The sequence below is a fragment of the Gemmatimonadaceae bacterium genome, from assembly GCA_016720905.1.
Lineage (GTDB): Bacteria > Gemmatimonadota > Gemmatimonadetes > Gemmatimonadales > Gemmatimonadaceae > Gemmatimonas.
In genome coordinates, this window is the sequence record JADKJT010000013.1 from 98,730 (window position 1) to 114,271 (window position 15,542).

General features: G+C 62.0%; 14 protein-coding genes and 1 pseudogene. 11 read left to right on the forward strand and 4 right to left on the reverse strand.

Annotation, left to right across the window (positions count from 1 at the left end):
• Positions 1 to 611 precede the first annotated feature (611 nt).
• The 3 genes from IPP90_12390 to IPP90_12400 are packed head-to-tail and all read left to right on the forward strand — an operon-like array spanning position 612 to position 2,909.
• Positions 612 to 1,070 (forward strand): protein kinase, encoded by a 459-nt coding sequence (locus tag IPP90_12390; GenBank protein MBL0171509.1) that lies wholly within the window; start codon positions 612 to 614, stop codon positions 1,068 to 1,070.
• Positions 1,024 to 2,121, forward strand: coding sequence for a protein kinase (locus tag IPP90_12395; protein ID MBL0171510.1), 1,098 nt, complete (start codon positions 1,024 to 1,026; stop codon positions 2,119 to 2,121). The genes IPP90_12390 and IPP90_12395 overlap by 47 nt, the downstream gene beginning before the upstream one ends.
• Positions 2,118 to 2,909, forward strand: a complete 792-nt coding sequence (locus tag IPP90_12400; protein MBL0171511.1) for a hypothetical protein — start codon at positions 2,118 to 2,120, stop codon at positions 2,907 to 2,909. The genes IPP90_12395 and IPP90_12400 overlap by 4 nt, the downstream gene beginning before the upstream one ends.
• A gap of 167 nt (positions 2,910 to 3,076) precedes the next feature.
• On the opposite strand, the pseudogene IPP90_12405 reads toward IPP90_12400, so the two are convergent.
• The 4 genes and pseudogenes from IPP90_12405 to IPP90_12420 form a co-directional block, all read right to left on the reverse strand.
• Positions 3,077 to 5,407, reverse strand: a pseudogene (locus IPP90_12405) (DEAD/DEAH box helicase family protein).
• A gap of 7 nt (positions 5,408 to 5,414) precedes the next feature.
• Complete coding sequence (locus IPP90_12410; protein MBL0171512.1) at positions 5,415 to 6,599, reverse strand: restriction endonuclease subunit S; 1,185 nt, start codon at positions 6,597 to 6,599, stop codon at positions 5,415 to 5,417.
• Positions 6,596 to 8,053 carry an N-6 DNA methylase gene (locus IPP90_12415; GenBank protein ID MBL0171513.1) on the reverse strand — a complete coding sequence of 486 codons (1,458 nt, stop codon included), beginning with the start codon at positions 8,051 to 8,053 and terminating at the stop codon, positions 6,596 to 6,598. The genes IPP90_12410 and IPP90_12415 overlap by 4 nt, the downstream gene beginning before the upstream one ends.
• A gap of 163 nt (positions 8,054 to 8,216) precedes the next feature.
• Entirely contained in the window at positions 8,217 to 8,492 is a 276-nt protein-coding gene (locus tag IPP90_12420; protein ID MBL0171514.1) for a hypothetical protein, read from the reverse strand.
• 258 nt (positions 8,493 to 8,750) lie between these two features.
• Here IPP90_12420 and IPP90_12425 point away from each other — a divergent pair, with 258 nt between their 5' ends.
• The 8 genes from IPP90_12425 to IPP90_12460 form a co-directional block, all read left to right on the forward strand.
• The gene (locus tag IPP90_12425; protein ID MBL0171515.1) at positions 8,751 to 9,185 is read left to right on the forward strand and encodes a hypothetical protein; all 435 of its coding nucleotides are present in this window, start codon (positions 8,751 to 8,753) and stop codon (positions 9,183 to 9,185) included.
• Between the two features lie 13 nt (positions 9,186 to 9,198).
• Positions 9,199 to 10,416 carry an ATP-grasp domain-containing protein gene (locus tag IPP90_12430; protein MBL0171516.1) on the forward strand — a complete coding sequence of 406 codons (1,218 nt, stop codon included), beginning with the start codon at positions 9,199 to 9,201 and terminating at the stop codon, positions 10,414 to 10,416.
• Positions 10,417 to 10,429: 13 nt separating this feature from the next.
• Positions 10,430 to 11,656, forward strand: a complete 1,227-nt coding sequence (locus tag IPP90_12435) for an ATP-grasp domain-containing protein (protein MBL0171517.1) — start codon at positions 10,430 to 10,432, stop codon at positions 11,654 to 11,656.
• Positions 11,657 to 11,873: 217 nt separating this feature from the next.
• The gene (locus tag IPP90_12440; GenBank protein ID MBL0171518.1) at positions 11,874 to 12,350 is read left to right on the forward strand and encodes a hypothetical protein; all 477 of its coding nucleotides are present in this window, start codon (positions 11,874 to 11,876) and stop codon (positions 12,348 to 12,350) included.
• Between the two features lie 104 nt (positions 12,351 to 12,454).
• The gene (gene pyrR / locus IPP90_12445) at positions 12,455 to 13,003 is read left to right on the forward strand and encodes a bifunctional pyr operon transcriptional regulator/uracil phosphoribosyltransferase PyrR (GenBank protein ID MBL0171519.1); all 549 of its coding nucleotides are present in this window, start codon (positions 12,455 to 12,457) and stop codon (positions 13,001 to 13,003) included.
• Between the two features lie 3 nt (positions 13,004 to 13,006).
• Positions 13,007 to 13,966, forward strand: coding sequence for an aspartate carbamoyltransferase catalytic subunit (locus IPP90_12450; GenBank protein ID MBL0171520.1), 960 nt, complete (start codon positions 13,007 to 13,009; stop codon positions 13,964 to 13,966).
• Complete coding sequence (locus IPP90_12455; protein ID MBL0171521.1) at positions 13,966 to 15,267, forward strand: dihydroorotase; 1,302 nt, start codon at positions 13,966 to 13,968, stop codon at positions 15,265 to 15,267. The genes IPP90_12450 and IPP90_12455 overlap by 1 nt, the downstream gene beginning before the upstream one ends.
• Positions 15,200 to 15,542 (forward strand): class II aldolase/adducin family protein (locus IPP90_12460; protein ID MBL0171522.1); only part of this gene is annotated, 343 nt, incomplete at its 3' end. The genes IPP90_12455 and IPP90_12460, both read left to right, overlap by 68 nt.

A 15,542-nucleotide genomic window follows, 5' to 3' on the forward strand; every position in this document is an offset into this window, starting at 1 on the left:
AAAGATCAGATTGGCGGGCTGACAACGCCTCGCGTTACCGAGGATGTGAGGAAGCTGCACGTCTTTCGATTCGGCACCGCGAAGGGGCGCATCATTGGGCTGCGGCTCAATCGTGTTTTCGAGGTTTACATGATCGACGCGGAAGGCAGGGCATATTCGCACGAGTAGATTGTGCTGACACCGATTCACCGGCGAACAATTCCGTCGTCCGATATTTCTCCGACGTGATAGAGGCTTGCCAAAAATGGACACCAACGTCGCCCAGGTATTCTCATTTGGCGAGCACCTGCACGAGGAGTTGGAGGCGCGAAGCCCAGACGACGGAGGCGTTCGCCGAGATGATCGATCGGACGTCAGCGGAGGCAAGCGGACTGCTCGACGGGAAGGTGCCCATGACTGGTCCGATGGCTGCGACGATCGACCATGTGCTCGGGACGAGCACACAACTCTGGCTCGATCTCGAGATAGCGTATCGGCGCTCACTGGCTGAGCCCAGTCGCTAGTCGGAGTGAGCGTCGGCCGTCGGTCGCAAACGTCTGCAGAATACGCTGGTGAACCGGCTCGAGCTCAAGTGATTATCGCGCAAAACTCGCCTTCGGAGAATCGCAGCAATGGATATTCGTCCTGGAACCAGGCTCGATGGCCCCGGCGGCCAGTCCATCACCGTCGGCCCACTGCTCGGCCAAGGCGGCTTCGGTCAGGTGTTCGCAGGCGAAATGGCAGACGGAACCCCGGTCGCCATCAAAACGATGCTCACCGGCGCACTCTCGTCAGGTGAGTTGGAGGCACTGCAGAACGAGGGGCGTCTAGCCGTCGGCATCGATCATCCACACGTCGTCCGCGTACTGCACTTTGATGACGGGCTCGGCGGAGCCGGGTTTCCACCATTTCTCGTGATGGAGCGGGTCAATGGGGAAACACTTGCAGACGTGATCGAGCGTCGCCGTTTAGCAGGTGATCGCTTCTCCGAAACTGAGCTTCGCGACCTGTTCGCCGCAATCGCGGACGGGATGGAAGCAGTGAATGCACGGCTTGTTCATCGAGATCTCGCCAAGCAATGTGCTCCTTGATGGTGGGGCCGCCGTGCCAAAGATCGCAGATTTTGGACTCGCGAAGTTGGCTACCGCGGCGACGCGAACCGAAACGTTTAAGGGGTGGGGAACGCCGGCGTACATGGCGCCCGAAGCCTGGGACGGTGCAGCAAATACAACCGCTATGGACCTTTATTCGGGCGGCGTCCTGTTCTTCGAATTGGCAACATTCCAATATCCCGTCCAACCGCGTCTCGGCGATCCGCCAACGATCGCCTGGCGCAACGCGCATCTCCTCGTCGCACCTACGAACGCGCGAACACTTCGCGCGGATCTCTCAATCGAGTTGTGGCAGCTTATCACGAGGCTTCTGCAGAAGGACCCGAAAAAGCGTCCCGCAACTTGGGCTGAAGTAAAGACCTCGCTTGCGCGCAGCCTTCCCGTGAGCGCGCCAGATGTCTCATCGCTCGTGCGTCGCGCCACGGAGCGCACTGTCGCGTCGGATCTCGCTGCGGCTGCCGCGCGTGCGTCGCAAGAGCAGGCGCTCGAGCGCCGACAGTTGCTCACGAACGCGTGCGAGGAACCGATCGCAATTCTTCAAGAGCTCGTGGCGACCTTCAATGCCGCTTCGGATCTTGGGGCGTTAGAGATCTCACGGGAGCGAGATGACGTCGTAACTGTGAGGAAGCAGCCAGGCTCACTTCCGACTCCTTCACTGGTCGTGCGTTTTCGGCAGATCGAAGACCTTGAAGTGCGCGCGGACGGTATTTACCGCGTGATCGGCGCCGCAGCGATCGAACCTGAGCCAAAACCGGCGCAACAATCAGACTACTTCGATAATGAGTCGCTGGGCGGCTTCAACTTGCTGTATCGGGTCCGTCGCGCGGACGATCGGTTTGGCGAATGGTACCAGCTGCGATTTGAGATGAGTCCGATGGGACGCGAACGGCGATATCCGCACTGGTGGGCGCACGGACTGGACAAGCTGCCGCGCGAACTGAGGCTGCTAAGTGCCGTGCACGTGTACCAAAACCAGCGTCGTCCGCTGGATCACGATTGGTTCCGTGACCTACTTGCGCATTTAGTATGAACGAACGGCAGCGAGAGGACACCGCCAACATGCCTGAAGAGCTTCACCGCTACGGTTGGATGCTCCACAAGGACGACGATACGTTCGACATGAAGGTGTTCAGTCAGCCGGTGACGTCGGAGATGCTGCGCGAATTTGAGGAGCTGGTAGCTGTGATCTGTACCTTACAGCCGCTCGCCACCGCGTTCGCGATTTGCGATCGGGAGTATGCGGCGCTGGCATCACTGGCCGAGTCGCAAGAAGCGCGTCTTAACGCCATAGGCACAGCTCGCGTTCCGCTCAAGACCGTCTTTGACCTCATAGTGGAGACGTCAGCATCGGTGACAGCATTCCTAGGCGGAGCGAGTGCGTTCCTTGGCCAAATGGAATACGCCCTCGCGACGCACTGGGGCAAGACATCCGAGAAGTATGCTGTATGGAATCGCAAACGACAGCAGCGGCATGCCGCCTCACTCGGTTATCGGGTGATGTACAAGCTGCGCAACTATTCGCAGCATCACGCGATGCCGCTGTCGACCCTGAGCGTGACCGGCATCCGGGCAACGTCCGACGCAGCGATGACCTTCACCTGCCGCCCAACGCTAGAACGCGACGTGCTAGTCGCGAGTTCGTTCAACTGGGGTCCGCAGAGAGCGGAGCTTGCCGCGTTTCCGCCCGCGTTCGATATCGTGCCACTGCTGACGGAATATTTCGAGTGCCTTCAAGCCATCATGCTCGACGCCGTACAGGTGTTCGACCAAGAGCTGAGGAGTTGCCACGACTATCTCGAAGTGGTGCGCGCAAGCTGAACGCGCCGGCCGGCTCGCAGATCATGATGTTCAAGGAGACGACCCGCAGCCCGATGTGCCAACTGGATCTGTCATCGTAGTGCCGGAAGAGCAATTCCTGTGGTTGCTGAGCACTCTCGCGCGCGCAATACCGACTGCCTCCGCGTAGCTCCGGCCGATTCCGACCCTCAACGCGTCGCCCACTCTTGATACAGGTATTTTTGGAATCCGACGAAAGCGCTCCGGACCTCTTCCGCCCGCCCGAGATCGGCCAAAGCGTCTGAAATCGAATTGTGGTATTTGAGGTTGAGCAGCGGTGTGAGCTTTCCCTGATCAAGCTCCTCGACTCCGACGCGGACGTAGTGCGACAACACGAAGTCGAGAAACGCACGCTGCCTTCCGCTGAACTCCGTGGCGATGACCGACTGCGCCATCGACGCCCGTTTCTCCCGTGTCACGGTCGGCAACGCGTACGCGACATGCGCCAGCACATCGAACAAGTCGCTCTTCTCCGCGTCGATGATCTTCTGCATCTCCGCCAGCTGCTCGCCGCCGAACCCTTTCTCAGCCAACCCTTCCAGCAGCTTCTTGCGCGTATCCGGCACGCTCCAGATCGCCCGCAGCTCCGCCTCGTTCCTGAAAAACGACGGAAGCTTGCCGAACAGCAGCACCATGAACTGCTGCGATGACATCGGCGTTCCATCAGGATGCCAGAAGCTCGTCATCATCATGTGCTCGATCGTGCGCTCCTTCCCGTCGGCGAGCTTCACCTTGATCCGCGCCGGCCGATCCGGCTTGTCATACACCTTCTTTTCGGGCTTCTTGTCCGGACCGTCCGGCGATGGATAGACCGTGTCAGTCGGCGCGTCGGGGGAAGGGGCTCGCCATCCCACTCGGCGTCGCTGAAATGGTGATGCGCCTTCACGAAGTCGTAGATCGTGAAGTACTCCTTTGCCGTCAAACAGGCGCGTGCCGCGTCCGATGATCTGCTTGAACTCGATCATCGAGTTGACCGGCCGCATCAGCACGATGTTGCGGATGTTGCGCGCGTCCACGCCGGTTGAAAGCTTCTGCGACGTGGTCAGGATGGTCGGGATCGACTTCTCATTGTCCTGAAAGTCGCGCAGGTGCTGCTCGCCGAGTTCGCCGTCGTTGGATGTAACGCGCTGGCAGTAGTTGGGGTCCGAGCTCGTCTTCATCTGGTTGATGAGATCGCGCACGGCCAGGGCGTGATCCTGCGTGGCACAGAACACCAGCGTCTTGTCTTGCTGGTTGATCTGGTCCATGAAGATCTTGACGCGATGCGCTTCGCGCTCCCTGATCTCGATGATCTTGTTGAACTCGGCCTCAGTGTACCGCTTCCCGGACTCGATCTCGCCTTCAACCAGCATGTCGTCAGACGTGAAAACATACTCATCGAGCGTGGTCGAGATCTGCTTCACCTTGAACGGCGTGAGGAAGCCGTCGTTGATGCCTTCCTTCAGGGAATAGACGTAGACCGGATCGCCGAAGTACGCGTATGTGTCCACGTTGTCGTTACGCTTTGGCGTCGCGGTGAGGCTGAGTTGGACCGCCGGAGCGAAGTAGTCGAGAATCGCGCGCCAATTGCTTTCGTCGTTCGCACCACCACGATGACACTCGTCGATGACGATGAAGTCGAAGAAGTCGAGAGAATATTCGCCAAAGTAAAAAGACGGTATGTCACCTTTAGGCGCGCCGCTCATGAAGGTCTGGAAGATCGTGAAGAACAGACTGCCGTTCTTGGGAACCCTCCCCTTCTTGGCGATGTCTTTCGGATCGATGCGGACCAGCGCGTCTTCGGGAAACGCCGAGAACGCGTTGTAGGCTTGATTGGCGAGGATGTTGCGGTCGGCCAGAAACAGAATGCGGGGGCGGCGCTGGGGTTCGCGGCTCAGGTTCCAGCGACTGTGGTAGAGCTTCCACGCGATCTGGAACGCGATGAACGTCTTGCCCGTACCGGTGGCGAGCGTCAACAGGATGCGTTGCCGCCTATCGCGATCGCCTCCATCACGCGTTCAACGGCGATGTCCTGGTAGTAGCGACTCGGATGCGAGCCGCCCTTGTCTTCGAACGGCACCGCGGCGAAACGCTCGCGCCAGGCGTTGCCTGGCTGAGAATGCGCGTGCCCAGAGTTCATCTGGTGTCGGGTAGCGAGCGATCTCGCCTTCCTTGCCAGACTTTATGTCAACGCCGTAGATGCCGCGCCCATTGGTCGCGTAGGCAAATCGGAGGGCCAGCTTTGTCGCGTAGTCCTTGGCTTGTGCAACTCCCTCGGTCAGCGGCCGGTCAATCGACTTGGCTTCAACCACGGCCAGCTTGTGACTACGATAGACCAGTACATAGTCGGCCATGTGCGCCTTCGCCCGACGACCGAAGCCTTCGATTCGGCCGGGAGTGATAGGATACTCACGCTGAATCTTGCTGCCCTCTACAACGCCCCAGCCAGCGGACGTCAGCGCGGGATCGATGCGCTCTGCTCTTGTCTCAGCTTCGTTCATTGTCAGTTCAGAGTTGGCCAGCAAACGCCTGATGTAGCAGCGATCTCTTCAAGGCGTCGAGCGCCTGTAGCTTCCGCTCATAGAGGTTGGCGAGGCGTTTGATATCGGCGGCTAGCTCGTCGAGCTTGGCAACTAGCGAGGTTTGGTCAGACGGCGACTCGGGAAACGGAATCACAAGGTCGCCAAGTTTGGTTGCGTTGAAACCGCCTTGGGCACTACCTGAGACGCCTGCGCGAATAGCGTCCCAATACGAACGGGTCTGAAAGAACATGTTCACGAACTTCGGCTGAACCGCCTTGTCACGCAGTTGCACTCGAATCAAGTACGACGCAAAAACGGCCTCGGGCGGATTGGTGACGAGGTGGCTCTTGCCCGTGGTCGCCCCTGTTCGCGCGAAGACGATATCCCCGTCCGCGAGTCTGTATTTCGGAAGATCAGTCTTATCTATCGAGCAGTAGGGAACGGTATCCCAATCCACTCCACTTGGTTGAAGGTCCGTGATTCGCAAAAATTGCGGCCCAACGATCTGAGCGGACGCCGAATCGGTATAGCCGTACTTGATTCGAGACAATTCACCCAACCTCTTCTCCGCCCAACCCGGCCCGCGCTGGGTGAAGACGGATTGGAGGTGGTTTTGGTAGAGTTCGCGCACGTTGCAGAGATTCTGCTCGGCGTTGACCTTCGCGGCGGCGATACCCTCGAACGCTTCGTCGAGGATGCTGACGATGCGCCTCTGTTCGGCGAGCGGAGGAACGGGCAGTTCAAACTGCGCGAGGGCCTCGCCGGTAAAGTGCTGAATTCCCGCGCCGTTGAAGTGCTGCTTCAGCGTACCGTCGAGGTCACGGCTCAGTAAGTAATAGAGAAACCACTTGTTTCGATCGGGTTCGGAAAAGCGCACACGGTGCAGCGCCTTCTGGAAATAGATGGGTTTATCCTGATCCCAGATGGCAGCACGCCCGGGATAGCCGCCTTCGCAGACGACGACATCACCCTTTGAAACCGTGTACTTGGCCAGTTCCTCGGGTAGGAATCGCATCTCTGAGACGTCGGAAAGATCGAAGTCAAACCATCGAACATTCTGGTTGCGAAGATACGGCTTCAAGTCGCCTTTGTTCTTCGACCTATCGAGCATCTTGCCAAGCGAGTGTTTCGCGATCTCGCTGACCTTCTTTCGTGGCCAAGCGCCGCTCACAGCAACGCCCTGATACTCGCCAACACGTCCGCGCTCTCCGCATCCAACGCGGCGATTGCATCCATGATGTCTACTGGACGGCGGTGAGCGACTACCTCGCCGCCGTTGGGGTTCTTCACCGAGAGATCGAACGTCGACTGGTTTACGTCCTTCGCGGCGACCGTCCACGACTTCGGCGAGTCGCCTCGTGCCCCCTGCAACGCCACGAACTCCGCAAGATCCGCATCATTGAGCGGATTCGTCTTGCCCATGTTGCGGCCGGGCTCAAGCTGGTAGTACCAGATCTTTCTCGTCGGGGTCCCCTTCTCGAAAAACAGCACCACCGTCTTGACACCGGCGCCGATAAACGTCCCACTCGGGCAGTCAAGTATGGTGTGCAGGTTGCAACTCTCCAACAAATTCTTTCGCAGGCTCACCGACGCGTTGTCGGTGTTGGACAGGAAGGTGTTCTTGATGACCACCGCGCCGCGGCCACCAGCCTTGATCAGCTTGATGAAGTGCTGCAGAAACAAATACGCGGTCTCCCCAGTGCGAATCGGAAAGTTCTGCTGCACCTCTGGCCGCTCCTTCCCTCCAAACGGTGGATTGGCCAGCACGATGTCGTAGCGGTCCTTCTCCTGCACGTCGGCCAGATTCTCCGTCAGCGTGTTGGTGTGCAGGATGTTCGGCGCTTCGATGCCATGCAGGATCATGTTCATGATCGCGATGACATAGGCGAGCGACTTCTTTTCCTTGCCGTAGAACGTGCGCTCCTGAAGCGTCCGGTCCTGCGCCGTGGTGCGCTTGGGATGCGTCTTCTTGAGATAGTCGTACGCTTCGCATAGGAATCCCGCCGACCCGCACGCGCCGTCGTAGATGCGCTCGCCGATTTCCGGCTTCACCACCTGCACCATGGCGCGAATGAGCGGGCGCGGCGTGTAGTACTCGCCGCCATTGCGCCCCGCGTTGCCCATGTTCTTGATCTTCGCTTCGTACAGGTGCGAGAGCTCGTGCTTCTCGGCCTGGGAGCGAAATCGCAGTTCATCGATGTGATCGATGATTTCGCGCAGGTTGTAGCCGCTCTGGATCTTGTTCTTGATCTCACCAAAAATCTCGCCGATCTTGTACTCGATCGTGTTCGGCCCGCTGGCGCGCTCCTTAAACGCGTGCAAGTAGGGGATGAGCTTCTTGTCCACGAAGTCGCGAAGATCATCGCCGGTCTGCGCCTTGTTGTGGTCGAGCTTCCCGTCTTTGGTCTTGGGCGCAGCCCAGATCTCCCACCGGTATGCTTTCTCCAGGATGAAGCCGTACTTCTTCCCATCCAGCGTGGCGGCCTCGGCGTGGTCCTGCTCCAAGCCATCGAGATACTTGAGGAACAACAACCACGACGTCTGCTCGGTGTAGTCCAGCTCGGTCGTACAGCCGGCTTCCTTACGGAGGACGTCGTCGATGTTCCTGAAGGCCTGCTCAAACATTGGGCGACAATCCTTTTGGGGGTGCAGATTCGGTGACGGGTCGGGCACTGGCGGGTTGTCCAAGGTACTCCCAGGGTCCGACCAATGATCTCACTCCTGCCTCCCGCTGGATAGATGCCACCACTGATGCGCTCGATGCGACTATGAGCAACGATGCCACGTTTCAAACGGTGCTGACCTTCCAGGTGGCCCAGTCGCTCGGATCGACATTGGTTTTGCTGCTGAACCAGCGGCGTGGCCCTACGCCGCTTTTGACCTTCAGGCCTCGATAGATGGATACTCTGCTCCAGACGCGTGGGTGACGCCAATAGAACAGGCCATCGGCGTCGCCCTGGTCGCAGAATTGGCAACCCTCCGTATCGGGTTGGATCCCGGAGACGCGATGGGTCTGGACGGGACCACTTTCCAGTTGACACTCGAAGGCGGCTTTAATCAGCACACTATGCAGTGGTGGGGCCGCATCCCGCCCAGTGGGCCGCGCTGGCTCCCGTAATGCGCCGCCTCATGGACCTGGCCGGACCCCGAGCCACGACCTTTCAGGTTGAATAGCCGGCCAAGTCAAGGGTCGGGACAGGCCGTCCGTGACGGGGCTCACTCGTTGCCATCACGGCCGTTTCCGCACATCTTCCCGATGCGCTCCCATCGGCCCTTCATCCGGACCGACGGCGGCGCCTCACCTGACAGACGGAGGAGTGTGATGCAGGATTTCCAGCGCCCAGCGACGCGAGTACGCCGCATCCTGGCACCGGCCTTGGCCATCGCCGCGCTAGCACTGACCGCGCAGGCCGCCGCGGCGTTCGCGTCGGGCAGCAACCAGCCTAAGCCGCAGTTGAACGTGGAAGCCGAGCGCACGCCGCAGGGCGCCAAGCTCACTTTCAAGGGCAAGAACTGGGCTCCCAACGCCCGCGTGAAGATCACCGGGACACGGGCACCCGGATCAAACAACGCCCAGGACTTCGGGATGTTCAGCGTCGACAGCGCCGGAAGTCTCAGCGGCCGCAAGATTGCCGCCTGCAGTACGCCCCGCGCGGAAGATGGGCAGAATGAATCGGTGACCTTCACCGCCACGGACTCCGCGACGGCCGTCAAGGCGACGGCGCGAGTGGAAGGTGGTGCCTGGGTCTGCATGTAAGCGTCATTCGGGCATGCTTGTCGTTTTCGTAGCCCCGTTGTTCTCGCCGGCCGCCTCACAGATGATCGAGGCGGCCGCGTCGTTGTCTGGCGTCCGCACGGTGGTGATCTCTCAGGAGCCGTTGGACCGGCTGGCCTCGCACATCGCGCAGCGACTGCACGGACACTGGCGCATCGACAACGTGCTGGATGTCGCACAGCTCGAGTTTGCCGTGCAAGCGCTTTCCCGTCTGCACGGGCCGGTTGACCGCTGTTTCGGGCCGCTCGAACAGCTGCAGGTGCCGTTGGCCATCGTGCGCGAGCGACTGGGTGTTCAAGGGCTTTCCAGCAACGCCGCTGGCAATTTTCGCGACAAGGCCCGCATGAAGGACGCCCTGCGCGCGGCGGGGGTTCCGGTGGCCCGGCATTGCCTGGTCGGTACGCGGGCCGACGCCGACGCGTTCGTGCGCGAAGTCGGGTTCCCGATTGTCGTGAAGCCGCCGGCTGGTGCCGGCGCCCTCGCCACGCATCGGTTTGATGACATGGCGGCACTGAACACCTTTCTCACCGCTCATCCGCCGTCGTCGCGGGATCCCATGCTGGCCGAAGAGTTCCTGCGCGGCACCGAGCATTCGCTCGAAACGGTATCCATCAACGGCGTGCCCGTCTGGCACTCGCTCACGCACTATCAGCCAACGCCGCTCACGGTGCTTGAGAATGCGTGGATCCAGTGGTGTGTGCTCTTGCCGCGCGAGATCGATGTCCCGGCCTATGACGACATCCGGGCGGTTGGCGCGCGCGCGCTGACCGCGCTCGGCATGGGTACGGGTGTGTCGCACTGCGAGTGGTTTCGCCGCCCGGATGGCAGTGTCGCCATCAGCGAGATTGCCGCGCGCCCGCCTGGGGCGCATATCACATCGATGATGTCACGCGCCAACGACGTGGATTTCATCGAGGCCTGGATTCGCCTGATGGTGTACGGGACGTTTGATGTGCCGCAGCGGAAGTATGCCGTCGGCACGGTGTATCTCCGGGGGCAGGGCACCGGCCGCGTGGTCGATATCCAGGGGCTCGACGTGGTGCAGCGCGAATTCGGATCGCTCATCTGTGACGTGCGACTGCCCGAACACGGGCAGTCACCCACCGGCAGCTATGAAGGCGAAGGCTACATTATCGTCAGACACCCTGAGACTCGCGTCGTGGAGCACGCGCTGCGTCGCGTGGCCGCCACCGTCCGCGTTCAACTCGCTTAACCAGAATCGAGCCATGTCGCAAACCGTTCTCATGCTGACCCCCGGATATCCGGGCGAGATGCCGCTGTTCACCCGCGGCCTCTCGATGCAAGGTGCCTCCGTACTGGGCGTGGCGAATGGCCCGGCGCACGAACTGCCCGACATGGCGAGGCGTCACCTGTCAGGGTACCTCCAGGTCACCGACCTGTTCACGAATCCGGCGTCGGCCATCGAGACGATTCGCCGCTGGCTGGCCGGACAAGAAATCGATCGCGTGTGCTGCCTGTGGGAGCCAAATATTGAACTGGCGGCGCAGATCCGCGAGGCGCTTGGCGTGCCGGGGCAGTCGTACGAACAGGCGCAGCGTTTCCGCAACAAGGACCTCATGAAGCAGGCGTTGCTGGCTGGCGGCGTGCGGGTGCCGCGCGCCGAAACGGCTACCACCGCGAAGGACGTGTGGGCGGCAGCGGAGATCATCGGCTATCCGCTGATCATCAAGCCCATTGCCGGTGCCGGGTCGATGGACACGTTTCGCTGCGATGACGTGGCGGCGCTCACGAGTGCGCTGGCACAGCTGGGACATATCGCGGAAGTCAGTGTGGAGGAATTCGTGGACGGCGAGGAGTTCACGTTCGACACCATCTGCGCGCGCGGTCGCATGAAATACTTCCACATTGGCTATTATCGCCCGCGTCCGCTGATCGCGCGCACCAATGAGTGGATCAGCCCGCAGACGCTGAGCTATCGGCACGTCGACGATGCCTGGGTGGCCGGCGGACGCGCGATGGGTGAGAAAGTGCTGGAGGTGCTGGGATACGACACGGGCTTCACGCACATGGAGTGGTACCGCAAAGCCGACGGCGAAACGGTCTTCGGGGAAATCGCCGCCCGTCCGCCTGGCGCCCGCACCGTGGACCTGATGAACTACGCGTCGGATGTGGACCTGTTTGACGGATGGGCCGAAGCCGAGCTCAAAGGCACGTTCTCGCTGGAAATCGAACGCAAGTACAACTGCGCCTGCATCACCAAGCGGGCACACGGGCAGGGGCGCATCACGCGCATCGAAGGGCTCGAGGCGTTGCAGCGCCGACTGGGCTCGGCCATTTGCACCGTCGACCTGTTGCCGATCGGAAGTCCCCGTCGCGATTGGAAGAGCACCCTGCTGTCTGACGGCTACGTGACCCTCCGACATCCCGATTGGCAGACCACCATGGACATGGCGGACCTCGTCGCGACCGACCTGAACCTGTACGCCAGCTGACCGCAGGGGATTGGCGCCCCGACGCCGAGGCGAACCGGTGTCGGGATGTGGCGTCAAAGCCCCACTGGCAGTGGACCGGAGTCCACGATTCCTGGGTGCGACACCACGTGTGAGAAGGCAATTCCCCGAGGAGCAGGCGGCACGCGCCTTGCCATTTCTCCTTGTGGATGCGCCCGCGCTTCGGCGAGCCACCTCCACGTCAGTGCCGGATCCAGCCATGTCCAGAATCCTCGAAGAGCCGCCGGTCGATCCAGTCCGCAGCTTCTTCTCGCAGCAATGTGTGCTGCTCACGGGTATCGCATCTGGCGTGGTCGAGCCGTTCGCCGGTGAGCCATCTGTGTCGTCCACGTTTCAAATGGGTCGACGCGACGGCTATCACGTGGTGGTGGCGCATTTGGCCTCCAGCCGGTCTCTACGGGAAGCCGCCGACAAGTGTTTGGCCTTTGGACGCGGTGTCGACGAGCGAGCCGAGGCGCACCCGTACGGTCCCGATTGGTGTCACGGATTCGCCCAGGCGACGATGGACGCGGCGCACGACATTGCGATGTACGCGGCCACGGAAACGCTCCCACCGGTGGACAAGGCGCGCCTCAGGGCCGCACGCACGGCCGCGCGCCACCTCTCTCCCTTACCTGGACTCTGGCCGTCGCGCCCGGCCAAGCAGGAGCCGCCCCGCAGCCATCACGAATGGTAAGACCGCCAGCGCAGTAGGCGCGGCGGACCGCTTGCCGGGTATGTCGCAGACGGTACGCCACCCACGGTACGCCACCGACGGGGCGACCGGTATATTGTCCGGTCATGTCCAAGAAGCCCTCAACTGTGCTCGACGCGCGTGCGCTTGACCGAACGCTTCGTCGAATGGCCGACCAGATTCTCGAACTCAACGCGGGCACCGAGGGATTGATCCTCATCGGCATCCAGCGTCGGGGCGTGCAACTCGCGGAACGGCTGGGCCGCATCATCGAAGAGCGTGAAGGGGTCACCGTGCCGCGGGGCGCGCTGGATATCACGCTGTACCGCGATGACCTGCAAACGGTCGGGCCACGCCCGGTCGTCGGCGCCACCCATCTGCCGTGGACGCTTGACGCGCAGAACGTGGTGATTGTCGACGACGTGCTGTACACCGGCCGAACCGTGCGCGCGGCCCTCGACGAACTCGCCGACTTCGGACGTCCGGCACGCATCGCGCTGGCAGTCCTGATCGATCGCGGCGGGCGTGAATTGCCGATTCATGCCGACATCGTCGGTCGCACGATCACGGTGGCCAGTGGTGAACGGGTTGATGTGTTCGTGGCCGAGCTGGATGGCCATGACGACGTGGTGATCGCCTCCCGCGATGAGGACTGAGCCGTGATCGGTCCCCTGGGCAAGGATTTGCTGGGACTCGCGCCCCTGTCCGCGGAGCAGATTCGCCTCGTGCTCGATACGGCGGTGCCATTCCGCGAGATTTCGGAGCGACAGATCAAGAAGGTGCCGACGTTGCGCGGCATGACCATCGTCAATTTGTTCTTCGAAGCATCCACCCGCACGCGCATTTCATTCGAGTTCGCGGAAAAGCGGTTGAGCGCCGACACGGTGAATGTGGCCGTGGCCGGTTCCAGTGTGTCGAAGGGGGAGACGCTGGTGGATACGGCGCGCAATCTCGAGGCGATGAAGATTGACATGGTGGTCATTCGCCATCCCGCGTCGGGTGCCGCGCAGTTTCTGGCCGAGCGCATCGAGTCGAATGTCATCAACGCGGGCGACGGGACCAACGAACATCCGACGCAGGGACTGCTGGATCTGCTCACACTGCGCGACCGCTTTGGCGATCTGACGGGTCGCCGCATCTGCATTGTGGGCGATGTGCTGCATTCGCGGGTCGCGCGCTCGAATATCTGGGGTCTCACCAAACTCGGCGCCGAGGTGGCGGTGTGCGGCCCGCGCTCGCTCCTGCCCAATGCCATCGGCGAGATGGGCGTGACCGTGTTTGATCGGGTCGAGGCGGCCATCGAGTGGGCGGACGCGCTCAACGTATTGCGGCTCCAGCTCGAGCGCATGGAAGCCGGGTACATCCCGTCGCTGCGTGAGTACAATCGGGTGTTCGGCATCACGCGCGCGCGCCTGGAACGGGCACCACGTGACTTGTGCATCCTGCATCCCGGCCCGATGAATCGCGGGGTGGAAATCGACAGTGATGTCGCCGACGGCCCGCATTCGGTCATTCTCCACCAGGTCACCAACGGCGTCGCCGTGCGGATGGCCGTGCTGTATCTCCTCGCCGGCGGCAAGCCGGAACTCGCTGAAGCCGCCAAGAAGGGAGCAAGCTGATGTCGCGTGATGTGCAGAGAGACGTGCTGTTGAAAGGTGGTCGCATCGTCGATCCGTCCCAGGGAATGGATACGGTGGGCGACGTGTTGCTGCGTGGCGGCCTGGTGGAGTCGTGCGGCGCCGTGGTGGCCGCACCGGATGGTGCGGACGTGATTGACTGCGCGGGGTTGATCGTGTCGCCCGGATTCATCGACGTGCACGTGCACCTGCGCGAACCGGGCCGTGAGGACGTCGAAACCGTGGCGACGGGCGCGCACGCGGCGGTGGCCGGCGGATTCACCGGGCTCTGCGCCATGCCCAACACGAAACCCGTCACCGACAATCAGGCAACGGTGGGCTTCGTCAAGCGGCGAGGGGAAGACGCCGGGTATGCGCGGGTCTACCCGTACGGCGCGATCAGTGTCTCGCAGAAAGGCGACACGTTGGCCGAGATGGGCGAGATGGTGGCGGCCGGGGCGGTGGCCTTCACCGACGACGGCAGGCCCGTGGAAAGCGCGCACATGATGCGCACGGCCCTGGAGTATGCCCGCGCGTTCAACGTGCCGGTGGCGGAACATTGCGAAGACATGTCGCTGGCGCGCGGCGGGGCGATGAACGAGGGCGTCGTGTCGGCGCGCCTGGGTTTGAAGGGCATCCCCGCTGAAGCCGAAGAGATCTACGTGATTCGCGACATTCTGCTGGCGCGGCGCACCGGCGGACACATCCACCTGTGCCACCTCAGCACGAAGGGGTCGGTGGAACTGGTACGGTGGGGCAAGGAGCGTGGCATCAACGTGACCGCCGAGGTCTGCTCGCATCACATCTCGCTGACGGAAGACGCGGTCGAAGGCTACAACACCAATGCCAAGATGAACCCGCCGCTGCGCACGGCGGTGGACGTGCAGGCCCTCCAGCAGGGACTCGCCGACGGCACCATCGATTTGCTGGTGACGGATCACGCGCCGCATCACTACGATGAAAAGGAACGCGAATTCGCCGATGCGCCGAACGGTATTGTCGGTCTCGAGACCGCCCTCGGCGTGAACTGCACGTATCTGCTGCATCGCGGCGTGCTGTCGTTGGCGCAGATGATCGATGCCATGAGCTGCAAGCCCGCCCGCGTCTTCCACTTGCCCGGCGGATCGCTGGCTCGTGGCCAGGTGGGCGACGTGACCATCTTCGATCCGTCCCGCGCCTGGACGGTCGACGCCTCGCGCTTCAAGTCGAAAGGACGCAATACGCCGTATGGCGGTCATGCGCTCACGGGACAGGCGCGTATCACCCTCGTCGGTGGCCGCGTCGTCTATCGCGCCACGGACTGAACCAGCTCCGGCGGATCGTGCCTCGGTGACCCCGTTACTCCGCGAACCCGTTCGCGACACTGAGGTCGCGGAACAGGCTGCCGCGCTGGCCGCCTGCAGTCGTCGACTGCACGCGCGGGGCCTGCTGGCTGGTGCGGAAGGGAATTGCTCGGTGCGGCTACGAGACGGTACGCTGCTCGTCACCCCGTCCGGAGCGGACAAGGCCTCGCTCACGGCGCCGCAGGTGCTTCGGCGACACGCCGACGGCACCGAAGTATCACAACGGCGGCACCGCC